Genomic DNA, 13,968 nt, shown 5'->3' on the forward strand with positions numbered 1-13,968 from the left:
GGCGTCTGAAAAGTTGTTGTTTACATCAGAATACCCAATATGATTTGTTGCACTGATCTCGACATCATAAGTCTGACCGTCAATTACGATTGTGGTCATGCTACGGCCCCCTTCTCTTTTTGCTCAAAGAACCAGGACACCGGCTCCTCGATAACCTTGACGAGTTTCCAGCCGGTTATGGATTCATCTTCAAAAAACTGGGCCAATTCATCGGAAACGAAAAGTTTCCTTCCCAGATGATCTGTGTACGACATATGACCCGGATAACGACCTGCCGGGCTGCTTTCAAAATACTGTGGGTTTCCTACTGTCCCGCGCCAGAGATGACGGCCCGCCAATCCACCGGGTTTGAAATTGATCAATGGCCCGCCGACGTCCCGGTCGGCCGTTTTGGGGTTGACGACGTATTTAAAACCAAAGTTGCATGCCAGGCCCCGTTCCGCACCGGGCCCGATATCCTGACCAATCTCGCCTGCATAGAGCGTTCGGTCATGATCAATTATGTCAGGTTTCTGGTGCAGATAGAGGATATACCAAGTACCAAAGGTCTCACTGTCATCATCCCGCTTGACGGTTACGGGAAAAAACTCGTGCGCTCCGGGCTCAAGCTCCTCAAGCTTGGCTTTCAAACGCTCACTAACGATGTTCCCGACCCACAGGCATTCAAAGATATCAGGCACGCCCTGTTCGGGTGGCTTCTCAACCCTTACCGTATGCGGTAGCTGCGCGCGCAATTCTTCGGTCAGCGGCATCTGCTCGCCGGGCTTGTCGAAGTTCGATCTGCCTTTCGTGAGCATCGCACTGAGCCAGGGCGTTGGCTCTACAGCTGGCTCGGCCCCCATACAACTGATGACGTGTTGCGTACCTTCGCGCACGAGGTTGTTAACGATATACGGCATAGTCTCTTCGCTCCAAATTCAAATTCACTGGCTTTGCCTGATGTTTCAGGGCAGGCTCAAGCCCGCTATCAGCAGCACGTCTCTGTCTTCGCCGCCTTGCAAGAGGGCGTTTGCCCCGGATCTCTGCGCCACGCATTGGATAGCACCCCGGCTGGAGTTTGGAAGATTCTTTCTTTGCCGGCAGCTTCCCCTGCTCGGTGTCTGGCCCACACAAAAATCTGCCTCTTTGCATCGGCATCAGTAATCATCGCATCCCCTAATCCGTTATCTTTCTTGTCTGACTGCTCAGACCCAAGCAAATTGAAGACTGCTTTATAACCAACCATCGACAAGTGAGAGCTAGGCTGCATTATTACGTGCATTGGGTACATACCCTATATTTTCCTATTTCTAACGGTCTCGATCGATTTTGCGCGGAAGACTTAACGCCCACCGACAAGAGGTGAACATAACTCACCGCTTTGCCCCGATGTCAGGTACGATCCGTTGGCGGCCATTCGCAATGCTCGCAACCAAAGGCTTAATTCACTGCAACTTATGGCAGTCGTTGGACGAATCTTCAGACAGATTTCTGTTGAAATACACACACCTGAACTTCCTATTCTTAAAACCAAGAAATGCGCTGGGAAAAGGAATCACGTAAAAACAACTCGCGCCTTTTTCCCACAGGTAGCATTCCAGTTTTTCTTTTGCCTTCGAATACACTCAGGCAAATCGTTATTTCTGCATACGACCTCGTTGCAGCATTGGGAAATACTGTGTTTGTATGTTTAGATAGCTATCGTCTATGGTGATATCTTGAACTCAAGCACCATCGTAAGTAGATGACAGTCGTGATAATCGCGATGGCCGAAAGGAATACGCGGTAACAGCGGTCATGCCGCGCATTTGGTTTCTCCGCTCAATCAGTGGTGCTTGCCATCCGCTGTCGGATCATGTCCTGCAGCGCCTGTATTTGCGCGTCCTCGTCGAGATCATCCGTGTCGCAGATGCGTGTTGCATCCGGAATCATCTGCAATATGCGCAGGATGTAAGAGGATGATCGCAGTGTCGCCCCGCGCTTGATCATATAGCCTGCATCAAGCCAGCCCTGACGGACCTTAGTGAGCAATTGCCGTCTCGACAGGGCCTCTCATCGCATCATCCTGAACACGATATCACCCGCACGCAGCTGTTCCCGGCACGGCAAGGCTTGGTTGAGAAGCTCGGCCAGTAGCAGGCCCTCGCTTGGCAGGTCGTCCCCTGGTCTAAGCCATTCATCCGCCGTTCATGCGCATCCTGCCAGAGACACGCATCAATGATACGCTGGGTGTGCCGCATGGTAAGGTATTCGTCATGATCAATGGGACCGCGGATCTGAACACTTAGCAAAAATCTAAAGCTGCCTCGGAGTACGGAAAACGAACATTAAGCTCACAATCAGGTAGGTGGCGGCGTAAGTCGACTATTTACGATAGTCACAAATCAGCCTGTGGTCACAGATATGCATGTGTTTGACTCATCCGTGCCGACTTGATACCCGCATCTTGAACCGTTGGGGTGCCTTGCGAAAGGCTGAGAGGCGCGACTGCGCTAACCCATCGAACCTGATCCGGGCAATTCCGGCGGAGGGAACGGTCTTTGCGAAAGCAGGCAGTTTTTTGCGCGGTGCCCATGGAAGCGGAGCACCGGGATGTCGCATAGCTATCTGCAAGACGCTATCGCGGTTGCGGACGAACTGGACGTCGGTAACGGCCATGGCCCGGTGCATCACTTCCACCGGTTCTGGCCGGCTTCGGGCAAAACTTGAGCCTTTGGTCGGTCATAGGTGCCGGGGTGGCGGGGCTTGCAGTGGCGACCGAGCTGGTGTCGCGCGGAGCGCAGGTTCAGGTCTTTGATCCCGCCGGGCCGCCCGGACCCCATGGCTGTTCGTGGTGGGCGGGCGGGATGCTGGCACCCTGGTGCGAGTTCGAGAACGCGGACGAGCCGGTTTTGCGTCTTGGTCAACAGGCCATCGATTGGTGGGCTGGCAAGGTCGACCTTCAAAGAAAAGGCACGTTGGTGGTCGCCGCCCGCAGGGACCGAGCCGATCTGCGCCGCTTTGCGCGTCGGACAGAGGGCTTCACCGAGGTCGGTGATAAAATCGTCGAGCTTGAACCTGATCTTCGTGGCTTCCCTCACGGCCTCTTCTTCGAGGCGGAAGCCAACCTGAACCCGCGCGAGGCACTTCAAACCTTGCATCAATCTCTCGTTGAGCGCGGAGTGGTGTTCCACCAAACACCTGCGCCCGAAGGCCTTTCGAACGCGATTGATTGCCGGGGGCTCAGCGCCCGCGACGCGCTGCCCGATTTGCGGGGGGTAAAGGGAGAGATGTTGGTGATCCGCTGCCCCGATGTCTCTCTGACCCGGCCCTTGCGCCTGCTGCATCCGCGCATCCCGCTTTACATCGTACCGCGTGGTGACGGGATCTACATGCTGGGCGCGACGATGATCGAAAGCGAGGACAGCAACCGGATCACCGCCCGGTCGATGCTGGAATTGCTCAGCGCCGCCTATGCGCTGAACCCCGCCTTCGGCGAGGCGGAAGTGCAGGAAATCGGGGTCGATTTACGCCCGGCCTTCCCCGACAACCTGCCGCGTATTCGCAGGCGGGGTGGCACGATCTACGCCAATGGGCTTTATCGCCACGGCTACCTGCTTGCTCCCGCGCTGGCCAAGGGCGTGGCGGACCTTGCGTTAAATAACATTCACTCGGAGATGGTCGATGAAGATTGTGCTTAACGGAACGGCGCGCGAGGTTGCAGCCACGACGCTCACAGATCTTCTGCAGGAGTGCGGGTATTCCGGACGCGTCGCCACCGCCGTCAATGAAGAATTTGTTGCTGCTGGCCTGCGCGCCAGCGTTGAACTGACCGATGGTGACCGCGTTGAGGTCGTCGCACCGATGCAGGGCGGATGAAGATGAAACCGTTTTACGGAACAGACCTGCCCAACCCGTTGATGCTAGGGACAGCGCAATATCCCAGCCCCGCGATTTTGGAGCAGACGTTTCGCGAAAGTGGTGCGGGCGTTGCCACGGTTTCTTTACGCCGAGAGGGCGCTGGCGGCAGCGGCCAGGCATTTTGGCAAATGGTTCAGGACCTGGGCGTGCATATCCTGCCCAACACCGCCGGGTGCCATACGGTGAAAGAAGCCGTCACCACGGCGCAGATGGCGCGCGAAGTGTTCAATACCAAATGGATCAAACTGGAATTGATCGGTCATACCGACAGCCTGCAACCGGATGTCTTTGAGCTGGTCGAAGCGGCGCGTATCCTGACCGACGAGGGGTTTGACGTGTTCCCCTACACGACCGAAGACCTGATCGTCGCCGAACGCCTGCTTGATGCCGGATGTCAGGTTTTGATGCCTTGGGGTGCCCCGATTGGCTCCGGCCGGGGGCTGAACAATCAATACGCGCTTCGGGCGATGCGCGCCGAGTTCCCCGACGTGCCTTTGGTCATCGACGCAGGTATTGGCCTCCCCAGCCACGCCACCCAAGCGATGGAGCTAGGCTATGACGCGGTCCTGCTGAACACCGCCGTGGCCCGCGCGGGCGACCCGGTGGCGATGGCCTGCGCGATGATGCGCGCGGTGGAGGCAGGGCGGCTTGCCTATGACGCGGATCCGATTGAGGCGCGCGACATGGCGGAGGCGTCCACTCCCGTGATCGGCAAGGCGTTTCTGTCATGAGGCTTGACCGGTTCTATCCGATCTTCGACCATTCCGACTGGCTGCGGCGGATGCTGCCTGTAGGCGTGAAGCTGGTGCAGTTGCGCATCAAGGATCAGCCCGACGAGGCCGTGCACCGCGAAATCGCCACCTCCCGCTATCTGTGCCGAGACCATGGTGCGGTGCTGGTGGTGAATGATTATTGGCAGGCGGCGATCGATCTGGACTGTGACTGGATCCATCTGGGGCAAGAGGATCTGGACACGGCCGACCTGCCCGCGATCCGTAAGGCGGGGCTGAAGTTGGGGGTCTCGACCCATGATGATGACGAGCTTGAGCGCGTGTTGGCCATGGCACCGGACTACGTCGCCTTAGGGCCGGTCTATCCGACGATACTGAAAAAGATGAAATGGCATCAGCAGGGTTTGCCACGCGTGACGGAATGGAAAGCCCGTGTGGGTGATACGCCTCTGGTGGGGATCGGCGGTATGTCGGTTGAACGCGCGGCGGGTGTGTTTAGGGCGGGAGCCGATATCGTCTCTGCCGTGACCGACATCACCCTGAATGCGGACCCTGAGGCGCGGGTGCAGGAATGGATCGAGGCAACGCGATGACCCGGTATGCGCGCCAGATGATCTTGCCCGGGATTGGCGCGGCCGGCCAACGCCGCTTGGGCGACGCGCATGTGCTGGTCGTAGGCGCGGGCGGGCTTGCGGCCCCTCTACTGCCGCTGTTGGCGGGGGCTGGTGTGGGGCGCATCGCGCTGATCGACGGGGATAGGGTATCGCTGTCGAACCTGCACCGGCAGACCCTGTTCACCGAGGCGGATTGCGGACAGCCAAAGGTGCAGGTAGCGGCGCGTCGTTGCATCGAAATCAACTGTGACATCGTCGTTGAAGCGATTGCTCAGAAGCTGACCCCGGCAAATGCGTTCGCGCTGGTGGCGCAGGCCGATCTGGTCTTGGATTGCGCCGACAGCTATGCCGTCAGCTACGTTCTCAGCGACCTTTGCCTTGACCAGAACACGCCGCTGATCAGTGCATCGGTGCTGGGTCTAGGCGGTTACGTCGGCGGGTTCTGCGGGGGTGCCCCCTCGCTGCGGGCGGTCTTCCCCAATGCACCAGATAGCGGCGCAAGCTGCGCGACGGCGGGCGTGCTCGGCCCCGTTGTGGGGACTATCGGCGCGATGCAGGCGCAGATGGCGCTGAACGTGCTGCTTGGGTTTAACCCCTCGCCGCTTGGACTGCTGGTCAATTTCAACGCGCAGACTTTGTCCATGTCGGGCTTCCGCTTCGACACCGCGCCCGAACCAGCGACGCGGTTCCCCTTCTGCGCCGCATCGCAGTTGACCGAGGATGACCTGATCATCGAGCTACGCCCCCAAGATGAGGCCCCAACCCCGATCCACCCGGCGGCCCGACGCCTGACATTCCCGGAAATCCAAAGCGTGCGGGCCCCGCGCGTCGCGCTGTGCTGCGCCACCGGCCTGCGGGCCTGGCGTGTCGCCGAAAATCTTCAACCAAACTGGTCAGGCGAGATTGTACTTGTCGCAGCCTCAGCTTCTTAAAGGAACAGGACATATGAAACATCTTCTGACGGCGGCCGCGCTATTCGCCGCTACGCCCGCGCCAGCACAAGACCAAATGACCGTTCTACTGGACTGGTTCATTAACCCTGATCATGGCCCCCTGATCATCGCCGAAGAGCTGGGCTACTTTGCCGAACAAGCACTTGAGGTTGAGATCATTCCGCCCGCCGACCCCTCGGCCCCGCCGCGCTTGGTGGCCGCTGGCCAGGCCGATTTGGCAATTTCCTACCAACCAAACCTGCATCTCCAGGTGCAAGAGGGCCTGCCGCTGGTGCGGGTCGGCACGTTGGTTGCGACGCCGCTGAGTTGCCTGCTTGTCCTGGCCGATGGCCCGATTGAGACCCCGGCGGATCTGGCTGGGCGCACCATAGGCTTTTCGGTCGCCGGTGTGGAAGAGGCTGTGCTGAGCGCGGTTCTGGGCACCCATGGCGTCGGCCTTGACGAGATTGACCTGGTGAATGTGAATTTCTCACTCTCGCCCTCGCTGATGTCAGGTCAGGTCGATGCGGTCATTGGCGCTTTCCGCAATTTCGAGCTGAACCAGATGGATATCGAAGGGGTGCCGGGCCGCTGCTTCTACCTCGAAGAAGAGGGCGTACCCTCTTACGATGAGCTGATCTATGTGGCCAATCCCGATCGGATGGATACTGATATGATCGCACGGTTCCTGACCGCGACAGAGCTGGCCACCCAGTACATTGTGAACAACCCCGAAGCCAGCTGGGAGATCTTCTCGGGCACCTCCGCAGAGCTTCAGGATGAATTGAACGCGCGCGCCTGGGTCGACACGCTGCCGCGCTTTGCGCTGCGCCCGGCGGCACTGGATGCCGGTCGCTATGCGCGGTTCGAAGCGTTCCTGGTGGAAAGCGGCATGATCGAGACCGCCAATCCGGTCGAGGCCATCGCCATCGACGTGACCGCACAATGAGCGGCTATGGCGACGTCTTCGCTGCCTTACGCGACCACGCAGGCGACGCATGGCGGGACTACACCCGCCATACCTTTGTCGAAGGGTTAAAAGACGGCAGCCTGCCACGCGATGCGTTTCTCCATTATCTGCGGCAGGACTACATATTCTTAATCCACTTCTCGCGGGCGTGGGCGTTGGCTGTTGTGAAATCAGAGACGCATGCCGAGATGTTGATAGCCGTGGGTACCGTGAACACATTGGTGGCTGAGGAAATGCAGCTACATATCCGCATCTGCGAAGCGGCAGGGATCTCGCAAGAGGATCTGTTCGCCACGAATGAACGCTCCGAAAACCTCGCCTATACGCGCTTTGTGTTGGAGGCGGGCTATAGCGGTGGCCTTCTGGACCTGCTCGCGGCGTTGGCCCCCTGCGTGATGGGCTATGGCGAGATCGGGGCGCGTTTGGCGGCGGAAAGGAGCTCGGACATCTACGCCGATTGGATCGGCACCTATGCTGGTGACGAATATCAGGCCGCGTGCCGTGCCGTTGGTGAGATGCTGGACGCGGCCATCGCCCGCCGTCTCGGCGCAAACTACGAAGCGTCCCCGCGATGGGAGCGGCTGTGTCAGACCTTCCGCACGGCCACCGAGCTTGAAGTGGGCTTTTGGCAAATGGGTTTGACCCCGTGACCGACGCTCCCGGCGTCACGCTGCAAGGTGGCGCGTCGATCAACGGCGCGCCACTTTTCGCGCCGCTGGTGCTGTCGCTGAATGCCGGGGAATGGACCTGTCTGCTGGGTGGGTCCGGGGTGGGGAAATCCACCCTGTTGCGTCTGATCTCGGGGCTTGCGACCGGGGCGAAGTTCGATGGCTCTGTCACTGCCAGCGACGCGCTGCCCGTGGCCGACCGGGTGGCCTACATGGCGCAGGATGATCTGCTTTTGCCTTGGGCCACGGTGCGCCAGAATGTGCAACTGGGCTCACGTCTGCGCGGGGAGGATACAGATACCGGGCGGTTGGCCCGCATCCTGTCGCAGGTGGGGTTGACCGATCACGCCGGGAAAAAGCCTGGCGCCCTATCGGGGGGGCAGCGCCAGAGGGTGGCCTTGGCCCGCACCCTGATGGAGGACAAACCGATCATTCTGCTGGATGAGCCCTTCTCGTCGCTCGACGCACAAACCCGCTCGGCGATGCAAGAATTGACGGTGGATGTGCTGCGGGGCCAGACAGTTCTGATTGTCACCCATGACCCGGCCGAGGCCGCGCGCCTGGGACAATCGATCTTCGTTCTCCGCCCCGCCGGGGTGCAGCGGTTCCCACATCCCACCTCTCCCATCCCGCGCCCGATCGACGACCTGCAAACGCTGGAATGTCAGGCGGCGTTGCTCAAACTGCTGCGGGAGGGCAGCCCGTGAAGGCGCTTTCGGCCCTTCTGGCAACGCTGTTCGCCCTCGCGATCTGGCAATTGATCGTCACGCTGACGGGCTTGCCTCGGTTCATCCTGCCGGGCCCGGCGCTGGTGGCAGAGACCTGGTGGGCGAACCGTGCCCTGATTGCAGAACATACATGGGTGACGGCGCTGGAGGTGGTCCTTGGCCTGGCCATCGGGTCGACCTTGGGCGTTGCCACGGCGCTGCATCTTGCGTCATCGCCCGCCGCGCGGGTCTTGGTGCAACCGATCCTCGTCTTTACCCAGGCGCTCCCGGTCTTCGCGCTGGCCCCGATCCTCACGCTCTGGTTGGGGTTCGGGCTGTGGTCCAAGGTCTTCATGGCGGTGTTGATCATCTATTTCCCGATTACCTCATCTTTCTTCGACGGGCTGATGCGCACGCCACCGGGATATTTGGACCTCGCGCGCACGATGCAGGCCAGCCCGGCGCGCATCTTGTGGCACATCCGCATTCCGGCGGCGCTTCCATCGTTGGCCTCCGGCCTGCGATTGGCCGGAGTTTACGCCCCTATTGGCGCTGTGATCGGCGAATGGGTCGGTGCGTCGCGTGGACTTGGGTATCTGATGCTATTGGCAAACGGGCGCGCGAAAACCGACCTGATGTTCGCGTCATTGCTGACCTTGGGCGTCTTCGCGGTCTTGTTGCATGTTACGGTTGTGTGGCTGACCCGCCGGCTGCTGCTAGAAGAGACAACAAACTCTCGAAACGAGATTTCTGCCTAACCGGGTGAGGGCTAGACTTCAGCGCACTCAGTGGTGTCGCCTCTTGTTTTCGAAGATTGCATGAATCCTTTTTTTGCCCCTACAGACGATTTCGGGGCAGTTCTTGGCCGTAAGGAAGTGTTTCATAGGTGGTGTAAGTGTCTGCTTCGGTCATTTGCACTGCATCAAACACAAGTTTCTGTCACACCTGCGAACTGATGCCATAGCAGCAATAGCTGCAGGCACAACAGGTGGCCTTGTCCCGAATACCGGTCGTCTGTGGCCCACAACCAGCGTCCACTTCGCTGGGACCTCACCAATGTTGGTTCCGGAACCACTTCAGAAGAACCTGATGGCCAAAAGATGATTATCAAGAGAGTAGATAATATCGCAGCATACGACCGCTTTGTTCAGAGGGTGGTAGAGAGTGACCTGCTCCCCTTGGAGTCCGCGTTTATAGGTTAGCTCTGTTCAGGGTTTGGCCCTCTCTTGACCGTTGGTGGTATTCCCACGGGGTGAGCCCGTCGAACCGACGCCGCTCAGAGGCCAGTTCTTTGATCCTTGTGAACAGTTCCGTGTCTGCCGGGCGCCTCGACTTGCGCCGATACACACGCGGATCAATCCCGGCCATATGGGCCGTCCTTACTCCCGCAGAGTGGGTCCCGACATGCTGATGCCGAGCTTGCTCCAAGGTCGGCACAGAGCCCAACCTATCAAACTGCTGCACTGCGGCGAATGTCGTGTTTGGATGTATATGGACCCCGCCTTATTGCAACGGTCTGTTTTGCTCTGGTTTCGAGGTCGCGATTGCTGATGTATATCCGGCTTCTTAAAGCGGCCCGATAGCTCGTTACCGCGAGCCCCGATGGATTTCCGCTTGCTTCTACCTCATCGCTCCTAAGGCATTGGTGTCGACCGTGCCGATCCACACATCAGGTTCGAGAAGCAACGGGCGTGACCCTGTTCCATCTCCTGGCAGATGCTGCAATATTCCTTGTGTGTTCCTTCCCTTATAAGCCTTCTGGTGCGGCAATCACGCTGGCGATACGGCGTGTTCTGCGCGATACATTTGGTTCCGTGCCAGAAGTGACCAGACGATCCGCGCATTCTTGTTGGCCAAAGCAACAGCAACGACGTTCGGATGGCGTCTTTCTCGCATCCGATTTAACCACTGGCTACGGATGTCAGTTTTGCCAGCTGAGCGACCGAGAACTGCGCCCGCTCCATGGATCAGCATCGTCCGCAAATATCGATCACCTCGCTTGCTGATGCCGAACAATCGAGCCTTTCCGCCGCTGGATCGTTGCTTTGGAACCAGACCCAGCCAGGCGGCAAACTGACGACCGTTTTTAAAGCATGAGCGATCACCGATCGCAGCAACCAATGCCGTTGCCGTGATCGGACCAATGCCTTCGATCTGTCCGATACGCTGACACATCTCATTCGAACGGAAGAGGTTCTTGATCCGGCGATTGTAGCCCGCGAGACGTGTGTCCAGTTCGGCCAATTCTTCCCGCATGTCGCGCAACATATCGACAAAGAGCTCCCCGAAGTTTCCTGACTGGTCGTCCGCAATTTCGCCAAGCTTGCGCCGGATGCGGGTGATGTCGCGCGCCACGACGATACCGTGTTCCCCGAGAAGACCACGGACCTGGTTTACCAGCCGCGTGCGGTTAGCAACCACCCGCTGGCGGATCCGGTGAACGGCCTGTATTTCCAGCTGCTCCGCCGACTTAGGCGGAACGAACCGCATTGATGGCCTACCAACTGCTTCACAGATTGCCTCCGCATCATTGCGATCATTCTTGTTTGACTTGACATAGGGTTTCACGAACTGAGGTGAGATCAAACGCACCTCATGACCCAAATCTGTCAGAACCCGTGCCCAGTAGTGTGACCCACAGCAGGCTTCCATGCCAACAATGCAGGGCTCAAGCTCGGCAAAGAACTGTGCCACCGCATCTCGCCGCAGCGTCTTTCTAAGCACAACTTCATCCTGAGCATCGACGCCGTGAACTTCAAAGATATATTTGGCCAAATCGAGGCCGATCCTTTTGATTTGCATAGTATGATCCTCCTTCTTTCTCTTCGATGATACGCCGCCTGAGGGCGGAGGGGTCCATACCATGCTCCTGCATAGCAAGACATTTTTGAGCTGATTTGTGCATTTGTCAGAAGCAGTCATGTGTCCGGCCTGTTCGCGCGGCTTTGACCGCTGGCCCTGATGGGTTCCGCAAAACCAGATCCCTTACGGCTTAGCGGGCTATGATGCCCGGGACATTCGGCGGGTTGTTCTGGCTTTAGCGGCTGACTTATGCACCATCATTTCGCAGGTCTTGCTAACTCGTGGTTCTTTCTCCTCAGACCATATGTGGGTTGTAGGGGGCGTTGCGGGTGAGCACTGCCCAGACGATCCGAGCCGTCTTGTTAGCCATCGCGACTGTAGCCAAGCGGGCAGGTTTGCGTTCGAGTAGCGACGTCCGCCATTTGCTGGCACGCTCTGGGTGTGAACGTGTTTGTCGGACCAGCGATGTCATGCCGACGACAAGCAGTGACCGCAAATACTGATCGCCCATCTTCGTGGTCCTCCCCAACTTCTCTTTGCCACCGCTAGATTTATTCGCGGGGGTCAAACCAAGCCAGGCTGCGAACTCCCGACCATTTCGGAACTGATGTCCATCACCGATGCTGGCGATAATGGCAGACGCTGTGACGGCTCCAACGCCAGGGATCGTGCGCAACAAGCGGACACGCGCATCTTCTTTAGCGACCTGCTTTAGGCGTTCTTCGTACCAACGGACGCGCTGGTGCAAAGCCATGAGCTGTTCTGACAGGTTACGGATCACCTCATTTGCAATGTCCGGTAGGTCGAGCACTTCACCAAGGATGATATCCTCGGCAAAACTAATGACGCGCGCCAGCCCTCTGGCGATGTAGATGTCGAACTCGGCGACCAGACTGCGCAATCCATTGATCAATTGTGTTCTTTGGCGGACCAACAGATCTCGCGCTCGATGCAGTGAAAGCATCGACTGCTGTTCGACGGTCTTGATCGCCACAAATCGCATAGTCGGTCGGGTCACGGCCTCGCAGATCGCCTCGGCATCAATGGCGTCTGACTTCCCGCGCTTGACATATGGCTTTACATACATTGGTGGGATCAAACGAACCTCGTGGCCCAAAGCGGTCAACTCACGCGCCCAATGGTGTGCCGTGCTGCAGGACTCCATGCCAATCAAGCATGCTTCCAGCTTCCTGAAGAATGGCACAACCTGTGCGCGCCGTAGTGGCTTGTTGAAGACGACATTTTCATCTTCCGCAATTCCATGGACCTGGAAAACGTTCTTGGCCAGATCAACACCAATTGTGGTAACTTGCATGGGGTGGCTCCTCTCAAAAGCAGATATCGACACCTGCACTATGGCGCATTGCGACGCCGGTTGGAGCAGGAGCCATCCACCCCATCGGCTTTCCGCCCTGATGAGCAGTCAGCCCGACAACGCCCGCACTGTCTGTATCGGCATGAACAGACGCAAAGGCTGATCTGGCAACTGGGTGAAACCAAAGGACTCGCAGTATGCTTTTCGACGCGCAACTGTTTCAGGGTTACCGCAGTCGAAAACGTCGAGGAGGACCGCAGAGGTTCCAATCTCATCAGAGACACGCCCAATCCGGCTGAGCGCATCAGCAAGCAATGCGCTACCTAAGCCCTTCCACTGCATCGTTTGATCGACGCCTATCATAGATATGAACGCCGCTGGCAGCATGCCGTGCCTAGGCGCCTTCTTTGCCAATTCTGCAGGCATGTCTTCCGCAATGACCGCGTGCATGTTGATTCCGTAGAACCCAATGGTGTTACGGTCATCGTCGAGGACGACCCATATCCGGACAACATCAGCCTTCGAACCCTTCTTGGCCGTCAGCTTCAGGTAATTGTCAATTTGAGGTACACCACAGGAAAAAGCCGCTCGATCCTGGCTCTTGGCATCGAACGGCTCGATTGTGAACTTAGCGTCAACTGCGGCGTCAGTCGGCATTCGCGATCAGCTGCTCGCGCAACGCAAAAGCCTGTCTCAGACGACTATTTGGCTTCGGAGGGTTCTCGAGTGCGCCAAAGAACGCAGCACGATCCGCCTCGCTCTCCAAGACAGTCACCTTGTGCGATTCAATCGTCGTTTGCGCGGCCTTGTACGCAGCGCTCACGACAAAGGAACTCACCTCAACGCCACTCAAGGTCGCTGCGCGACTGATCGCATCCTTCACCGAAGGTTGTGTGCGCGCTTCCAGCCGAGCGCTCTTGGGCTCATCGACAGCCACAGTGCTATCCTCAAACGCCAACATAGTTGCCTCCTTGGTATGACGTTGCTCATTTGCAACTGGGTTGCAAGAGAGCTTCCCAATTGCATGTACGGCATATCAACGTACATGTCAAGTGTACGGCTAACTGCCGTACGTTATCGCAACACCTAATCTGTCCACGAAGAGACCGAACCTCACTTCTCACGAACGGTTGTGTTCGGATTGGCCTTGCCATGCTTCGCCGTTACGAAGCGCCCGGAGATTGCGCTCCGATAGCTGCCACCGGTCGAGCCGCTCTTGCCAGGCGATTTGACAACGCCTTTCGACCTTTCGGCATCACGCAGGGGCAGTTCTCACTGATGATGGCGCTCAACCGTCCTGACCCACCGACGATTGGTGAGGTCGCAGCATTCCTCGCCATGGATCGCACG

The 13,968-nt window shown here is 58.2% G+C and carries 15 protein-coding genes, 3 pseudogenes and 1 riboswitch; of the genes and pseudogenes, 11 read left to right on the forward strand and 7 right to left on the reverse strand.

Features of this window, described 5'->3' with window-relative positions; all coding sequences use genetic code 11:
• Positions 1 to 95: 95 nt before the first annotated feature.
• Positions 96 to 875, reverse strand: a complete 780-nt coding sequence (locus SLH47_RS24320; RefSeq protein ID WP_320243490.1) for an imm11 family protein — start codon at positions 873 to 875, stop codon at positions 96 to 98.
• Between the two features lie 925 nt (positions 876 to 1,800).
• Positions 1,801 to 2,010, reverse strand: a complete 210-nt coding sequence (locus SLH47_RS24325; protein ID WP_320243492.1) for a hypothetical protein — start codon at positions 2,008 to 2,010, stop codon at positions 1,801 to 1,803.
• A 414-nt stretch (positions 2,011 to 2,424) separates the two neighbouring features.
• A riboswitch (TPP riboswitch) is annotated at positions 2,425 to 2,529 on the forward strand.
• Between the two features lie 45 nt (positions 2,530 to 2,574).
• On the opposite strand from SLH47_RS24325, the pseudogene SLH47_RS24330 reads away from it, so the two are divergent.
• The 10 genes and pseudogenes from SLH47_RS24330 to SLH47_RS24375 all read left to right on the forward strand — a co-directional run.
• Positions 2,575 to 2,688, forward strand: a pseudogene (locus tag SLH47_RS24330) (bifunctional hydroxymethylpyrimidine kinase/phosphomethylpyrimidine kinase); the annotation flags it as partial.
• A complete protein-coding gene (locus SLH47_RS24335) occupies positions 2,685 to 3,659 on the forward strand; it encodes an FAD-dependent oxidoreductase (RefSeq protein WP_320243494.1) in 975 nt (324 codons plus the stop codon). The pseudogene SLH47_RS24330 and the gene SLH47_RS24335, both read left to right, overlap by 4 nt.
• Positions 3,643 to 3,837 carry a sulfur carrier protein ThiS gene (gene thiS, locus SLH47_RS24340; protein WP_320243496.1) on the forward strand — a complete coding sequence of 65 codons (195 nt, stop codon included), beginning with the start codon at positions 3,643 to 3,645 and terminating at the stop codon, positions 3,835 to 3,837. The genes SLH47_RS24335 and thiS overlap by 17 nt, the downstream gene beginning before the upstream one ends.
• A 2-nt stretch (positions 3,838 to 3,839) precedes the next feature.
• Positions 3,840 to 4,610 carry a thiazole synthase gene (locus SLH47_RS24345; protein WP_320243498.1) on the forward strand — a complete coding sequence of 257 codons (771 nt, stop codon included), beginning with the start codon at positions 3,840 to 3,842 and terminating at the stop codon, positions 4,608 to 4,610.
• The gene (locus SLH47_RS24350) at positions 4,607 to 5,203 is read left to right on the forward strand and encodes a thiamine phosphate synthase (RefSeq protein ID WP_320243500.1); all 597 of its coding nucleotides are present in this window, start codon (positions 4,607 to 4,609) and stop codon (positions 5,201 to 5,203) included. Before SLH47_RS24345 ends, SLH47_RS24350 begins: the two co-directional genes overlap by 4 nt.
• Positions 5,200 to 6,156, forward strand: coding sequence for a HesA/MoeB/ThiF family protein (locus SLH47_RS24355; protein ID WP_320243502.1), 957 nt, complete (start codon positions 5,200 to 5,202; stop codon positions 6,154 to 6,156). Before SLH47_RS24350 ends, SLH47_RS24355 begins: the two co-directional genes overlap by 4 nt.
• Positions 6,157 to 6,169: 13 nt before the next feature.
• Positions 6,170 to 7,105: an ABC transporter substrate-binding protein gene (locus tag SLH47_RS24360; RefSeq protein ID WP_320243504.1), complete on the forward strand. Its 936-nt coding sequence runs from the start codon at positions 6,170 to 6,172 to the stop codon at positions 7,103 to 7,105.
• The gene (tenA, locus tag SLH47_RS24365) at positions 7,102 to 7,776 is read left to right on the forward strand and encodes a thiaminase II (protein WP_320243506.1); all 675 of its coding nucleotides are present in this window, start codon (positions 7,102 to 7,104) and stop codon (positions 7,774 to 7,776) included. Before SLH47_RS24360 ends, tenA begins: the two co-directional genes overlap by 4 nt.
• Positions 7,773 to 8,501, forward strand: a complete 729-nt coding sequence (locus tag SLH47_RS24370) for an ABC transporter ATP-binding protein (RefSeq protein ID WP_320243507.1) — start codon at positions 7,773 to 7,775, stop codon at positions 8,499 to 8,501. Before tenA ends, SLH47_RS24370 begins: the two co-directional genes overlap by 4 nt.
• Positions 8,456 to 9,259, forward strand: a complete 804-nt coding sequence (locus SLH47_RS24375; protein ID WP_320243509.1) for an ABC transporter permease — start codon at positions 8,456 to 8,458, stop codon at positions 9,257 to 9,259. The genes SLH47_RS24370 and SLH47_RS24375 overlap by 46 nt, the downstream gene beginning before the upstream one ends.
• Before the next feature lie 505 nt (positions 9,260 to 9,764).
• Here SLH47_RS24375 and SLH47_RS26450 read toward each other — a convergent pair.
• The 5 genes and pseudogenes from SLH47_RS26450 to SLH47_RS24395 form a co-directional block, all read right to left on the reverse strand.
• Positions 9,765 to 9,881 (reverse strand): annotated as a pseudogene (locus SLH47_RS26450) (IS3 family transposase); the annotation flags it as partial.
• A gap of 390 nt (positions 9,882 to 10,271) precedes the next feature.
• Entirely contained in the window at positions 10,272 to 11,303 is a 1,032-nt protein-coding gene (locus SLH47_RS24380; RefSeq protein ID WP_320243517.1) for an IS110 family transposase, read from the reverse strand.
• Positions 11,304 to 11,598: 295 nt separating this feature from the next.
• The gene (locus tag SLH47_RS24385; RefSeq protein ID WP_320243511.1) at positions 11,599 to 12,618 is read right to left on the reverse strand and encodes an IS110 family transposase; all 1,020 of its coding nucleotides are present in this window, start codon (positions 12,616 to 12,618) and stop codon (positions 11,599 to 11,601) included.
• A 108-nt stretch (positions 12,619 to 12,726) separates the two neighbouring features.
• The gene (locus SLH47_RS24390; RefSeq protein WP_320243513.1) at positions 12,727 to 13,275 is read right to left on the reverse strand and encodes a GNAT family N-acetyltransferase; all 549 of its coding nucleotides are present in this window, start codon (positions 13,273 to 13,275) and stop codon (positions 12,727 to 12,729) included.
• Positions 13,265 to 13,579 carry a DUF1778 domain-containing protein gene (locus tag SLH47_RS24395; protein ID WP_320243514.1) on the reverse strand — a complete coding sequence of 105 codons (315 nt, stop codon included), beginning with the start codon at positions 13,577 to 13,579 and terminating at the stop codon, positions 13,265 to 13,267. Before SLH47_RS24395 ends, SLH47_RS24390 begins: the two co-directional genes overlap by 11 nt.
• A 191-nt stretch (positions 13,580 to 13,770) precedes the next feature.
• Here SLH47_RS24395 and SLH47_RS24400 point away from each other — a divergent pair.
• A pseudogene (locus SLH47_RS24400) lies at positions 13,771 to 13,968 on the forward strand (hypothetical protein); the annotation flags it as partial.

The organism is Cognatiyoonia sp. IB215182 (assembly GCF_033963905.1).
Lineage (GTDB): Bacteria > Pseudomonadota > Alphaproteobacteria > Rhodobacterales > Rhodobacteraceae > Yoonia.

Bases quoted from the DNA above. Each gene is read 5' to 3' on its own strand.
- thiS (WP_320243496.1), top strand. From the start codon at position 3,643: ATGAAGATTGTGCTTAACGGAACGGCGCGCGAGGTTGCAGCCACGACG.
- SLH47_RS24345 (WP_320243498.1), top strand. From the start codon at position 3,840: ATGAAACCGTTTTACGGAACAGACCTGCCCAACCCGTTGATGCTAGGG.
- SLH47_RS24350 (WP_320243500.1), top strand. From the start codon at position 4,607: ATGAGGCTTGACCGGTTCTATCCGATCTTCGACCATTCCGACTGGCTG.
- SLH47_RS24355 (WP_320243502.1), top strand. From the start codon at position 5,200: ATGACCCGGTATGCGCGCCAGATGATCTTGCCCGGGATTGGCGCGGCC.
- SLH47_RS24360 (WP_320243504.1), top strand. From the start codon at position 6,170: ATGAAACATCTTCTGACGGCGGCCGCGCTATTCGCCGCTACGCCCGCG.
- tenA (WP_320243506.1), top strand. From the start codon at position 7,102: ATGAGCGGCTATGGCGACGTCTTCGCTGCCTTACGCGACCACGCAGGC.
- SLH47_RS24375 (WP_320243509.1), top strand. From the start codon at position 8,456: ATGTCAGGCGGCGTTGCTCAAACTGCTGCGGGAGGGCAGCCCGTGAAG.
- SLH47_RS24380 (WP_320243517.1), bottom strand. From the start codon at position 11,303: ATGCAAATCAAAAGGATCGGCCTCGATTTGGCCAAATATATCTTTGAA.
- SLH47_RS24385 (WP_320243511.1), bottom strand. From the start codon at position 12,618: ATGCAAGTTACCACAATTGGTGTTGATCTGGCCAAGAACGTTTTCCAG.
- SLH47_RS24390 (WP_320243513.1), bottom strand. From the start codon at position 13,275: ATGCCGACTGACGCCGCAGTTGACGCTAAGTTCACAATCGAGCCGTTC.
- SLH47_RS24395 (WP_320243514.1), bottom strand. From the start codon at position 13,579: ATGTTGGCGTTTGAGGATAGCACTGTGGCTGTCGATGAGCCCAAGAGC.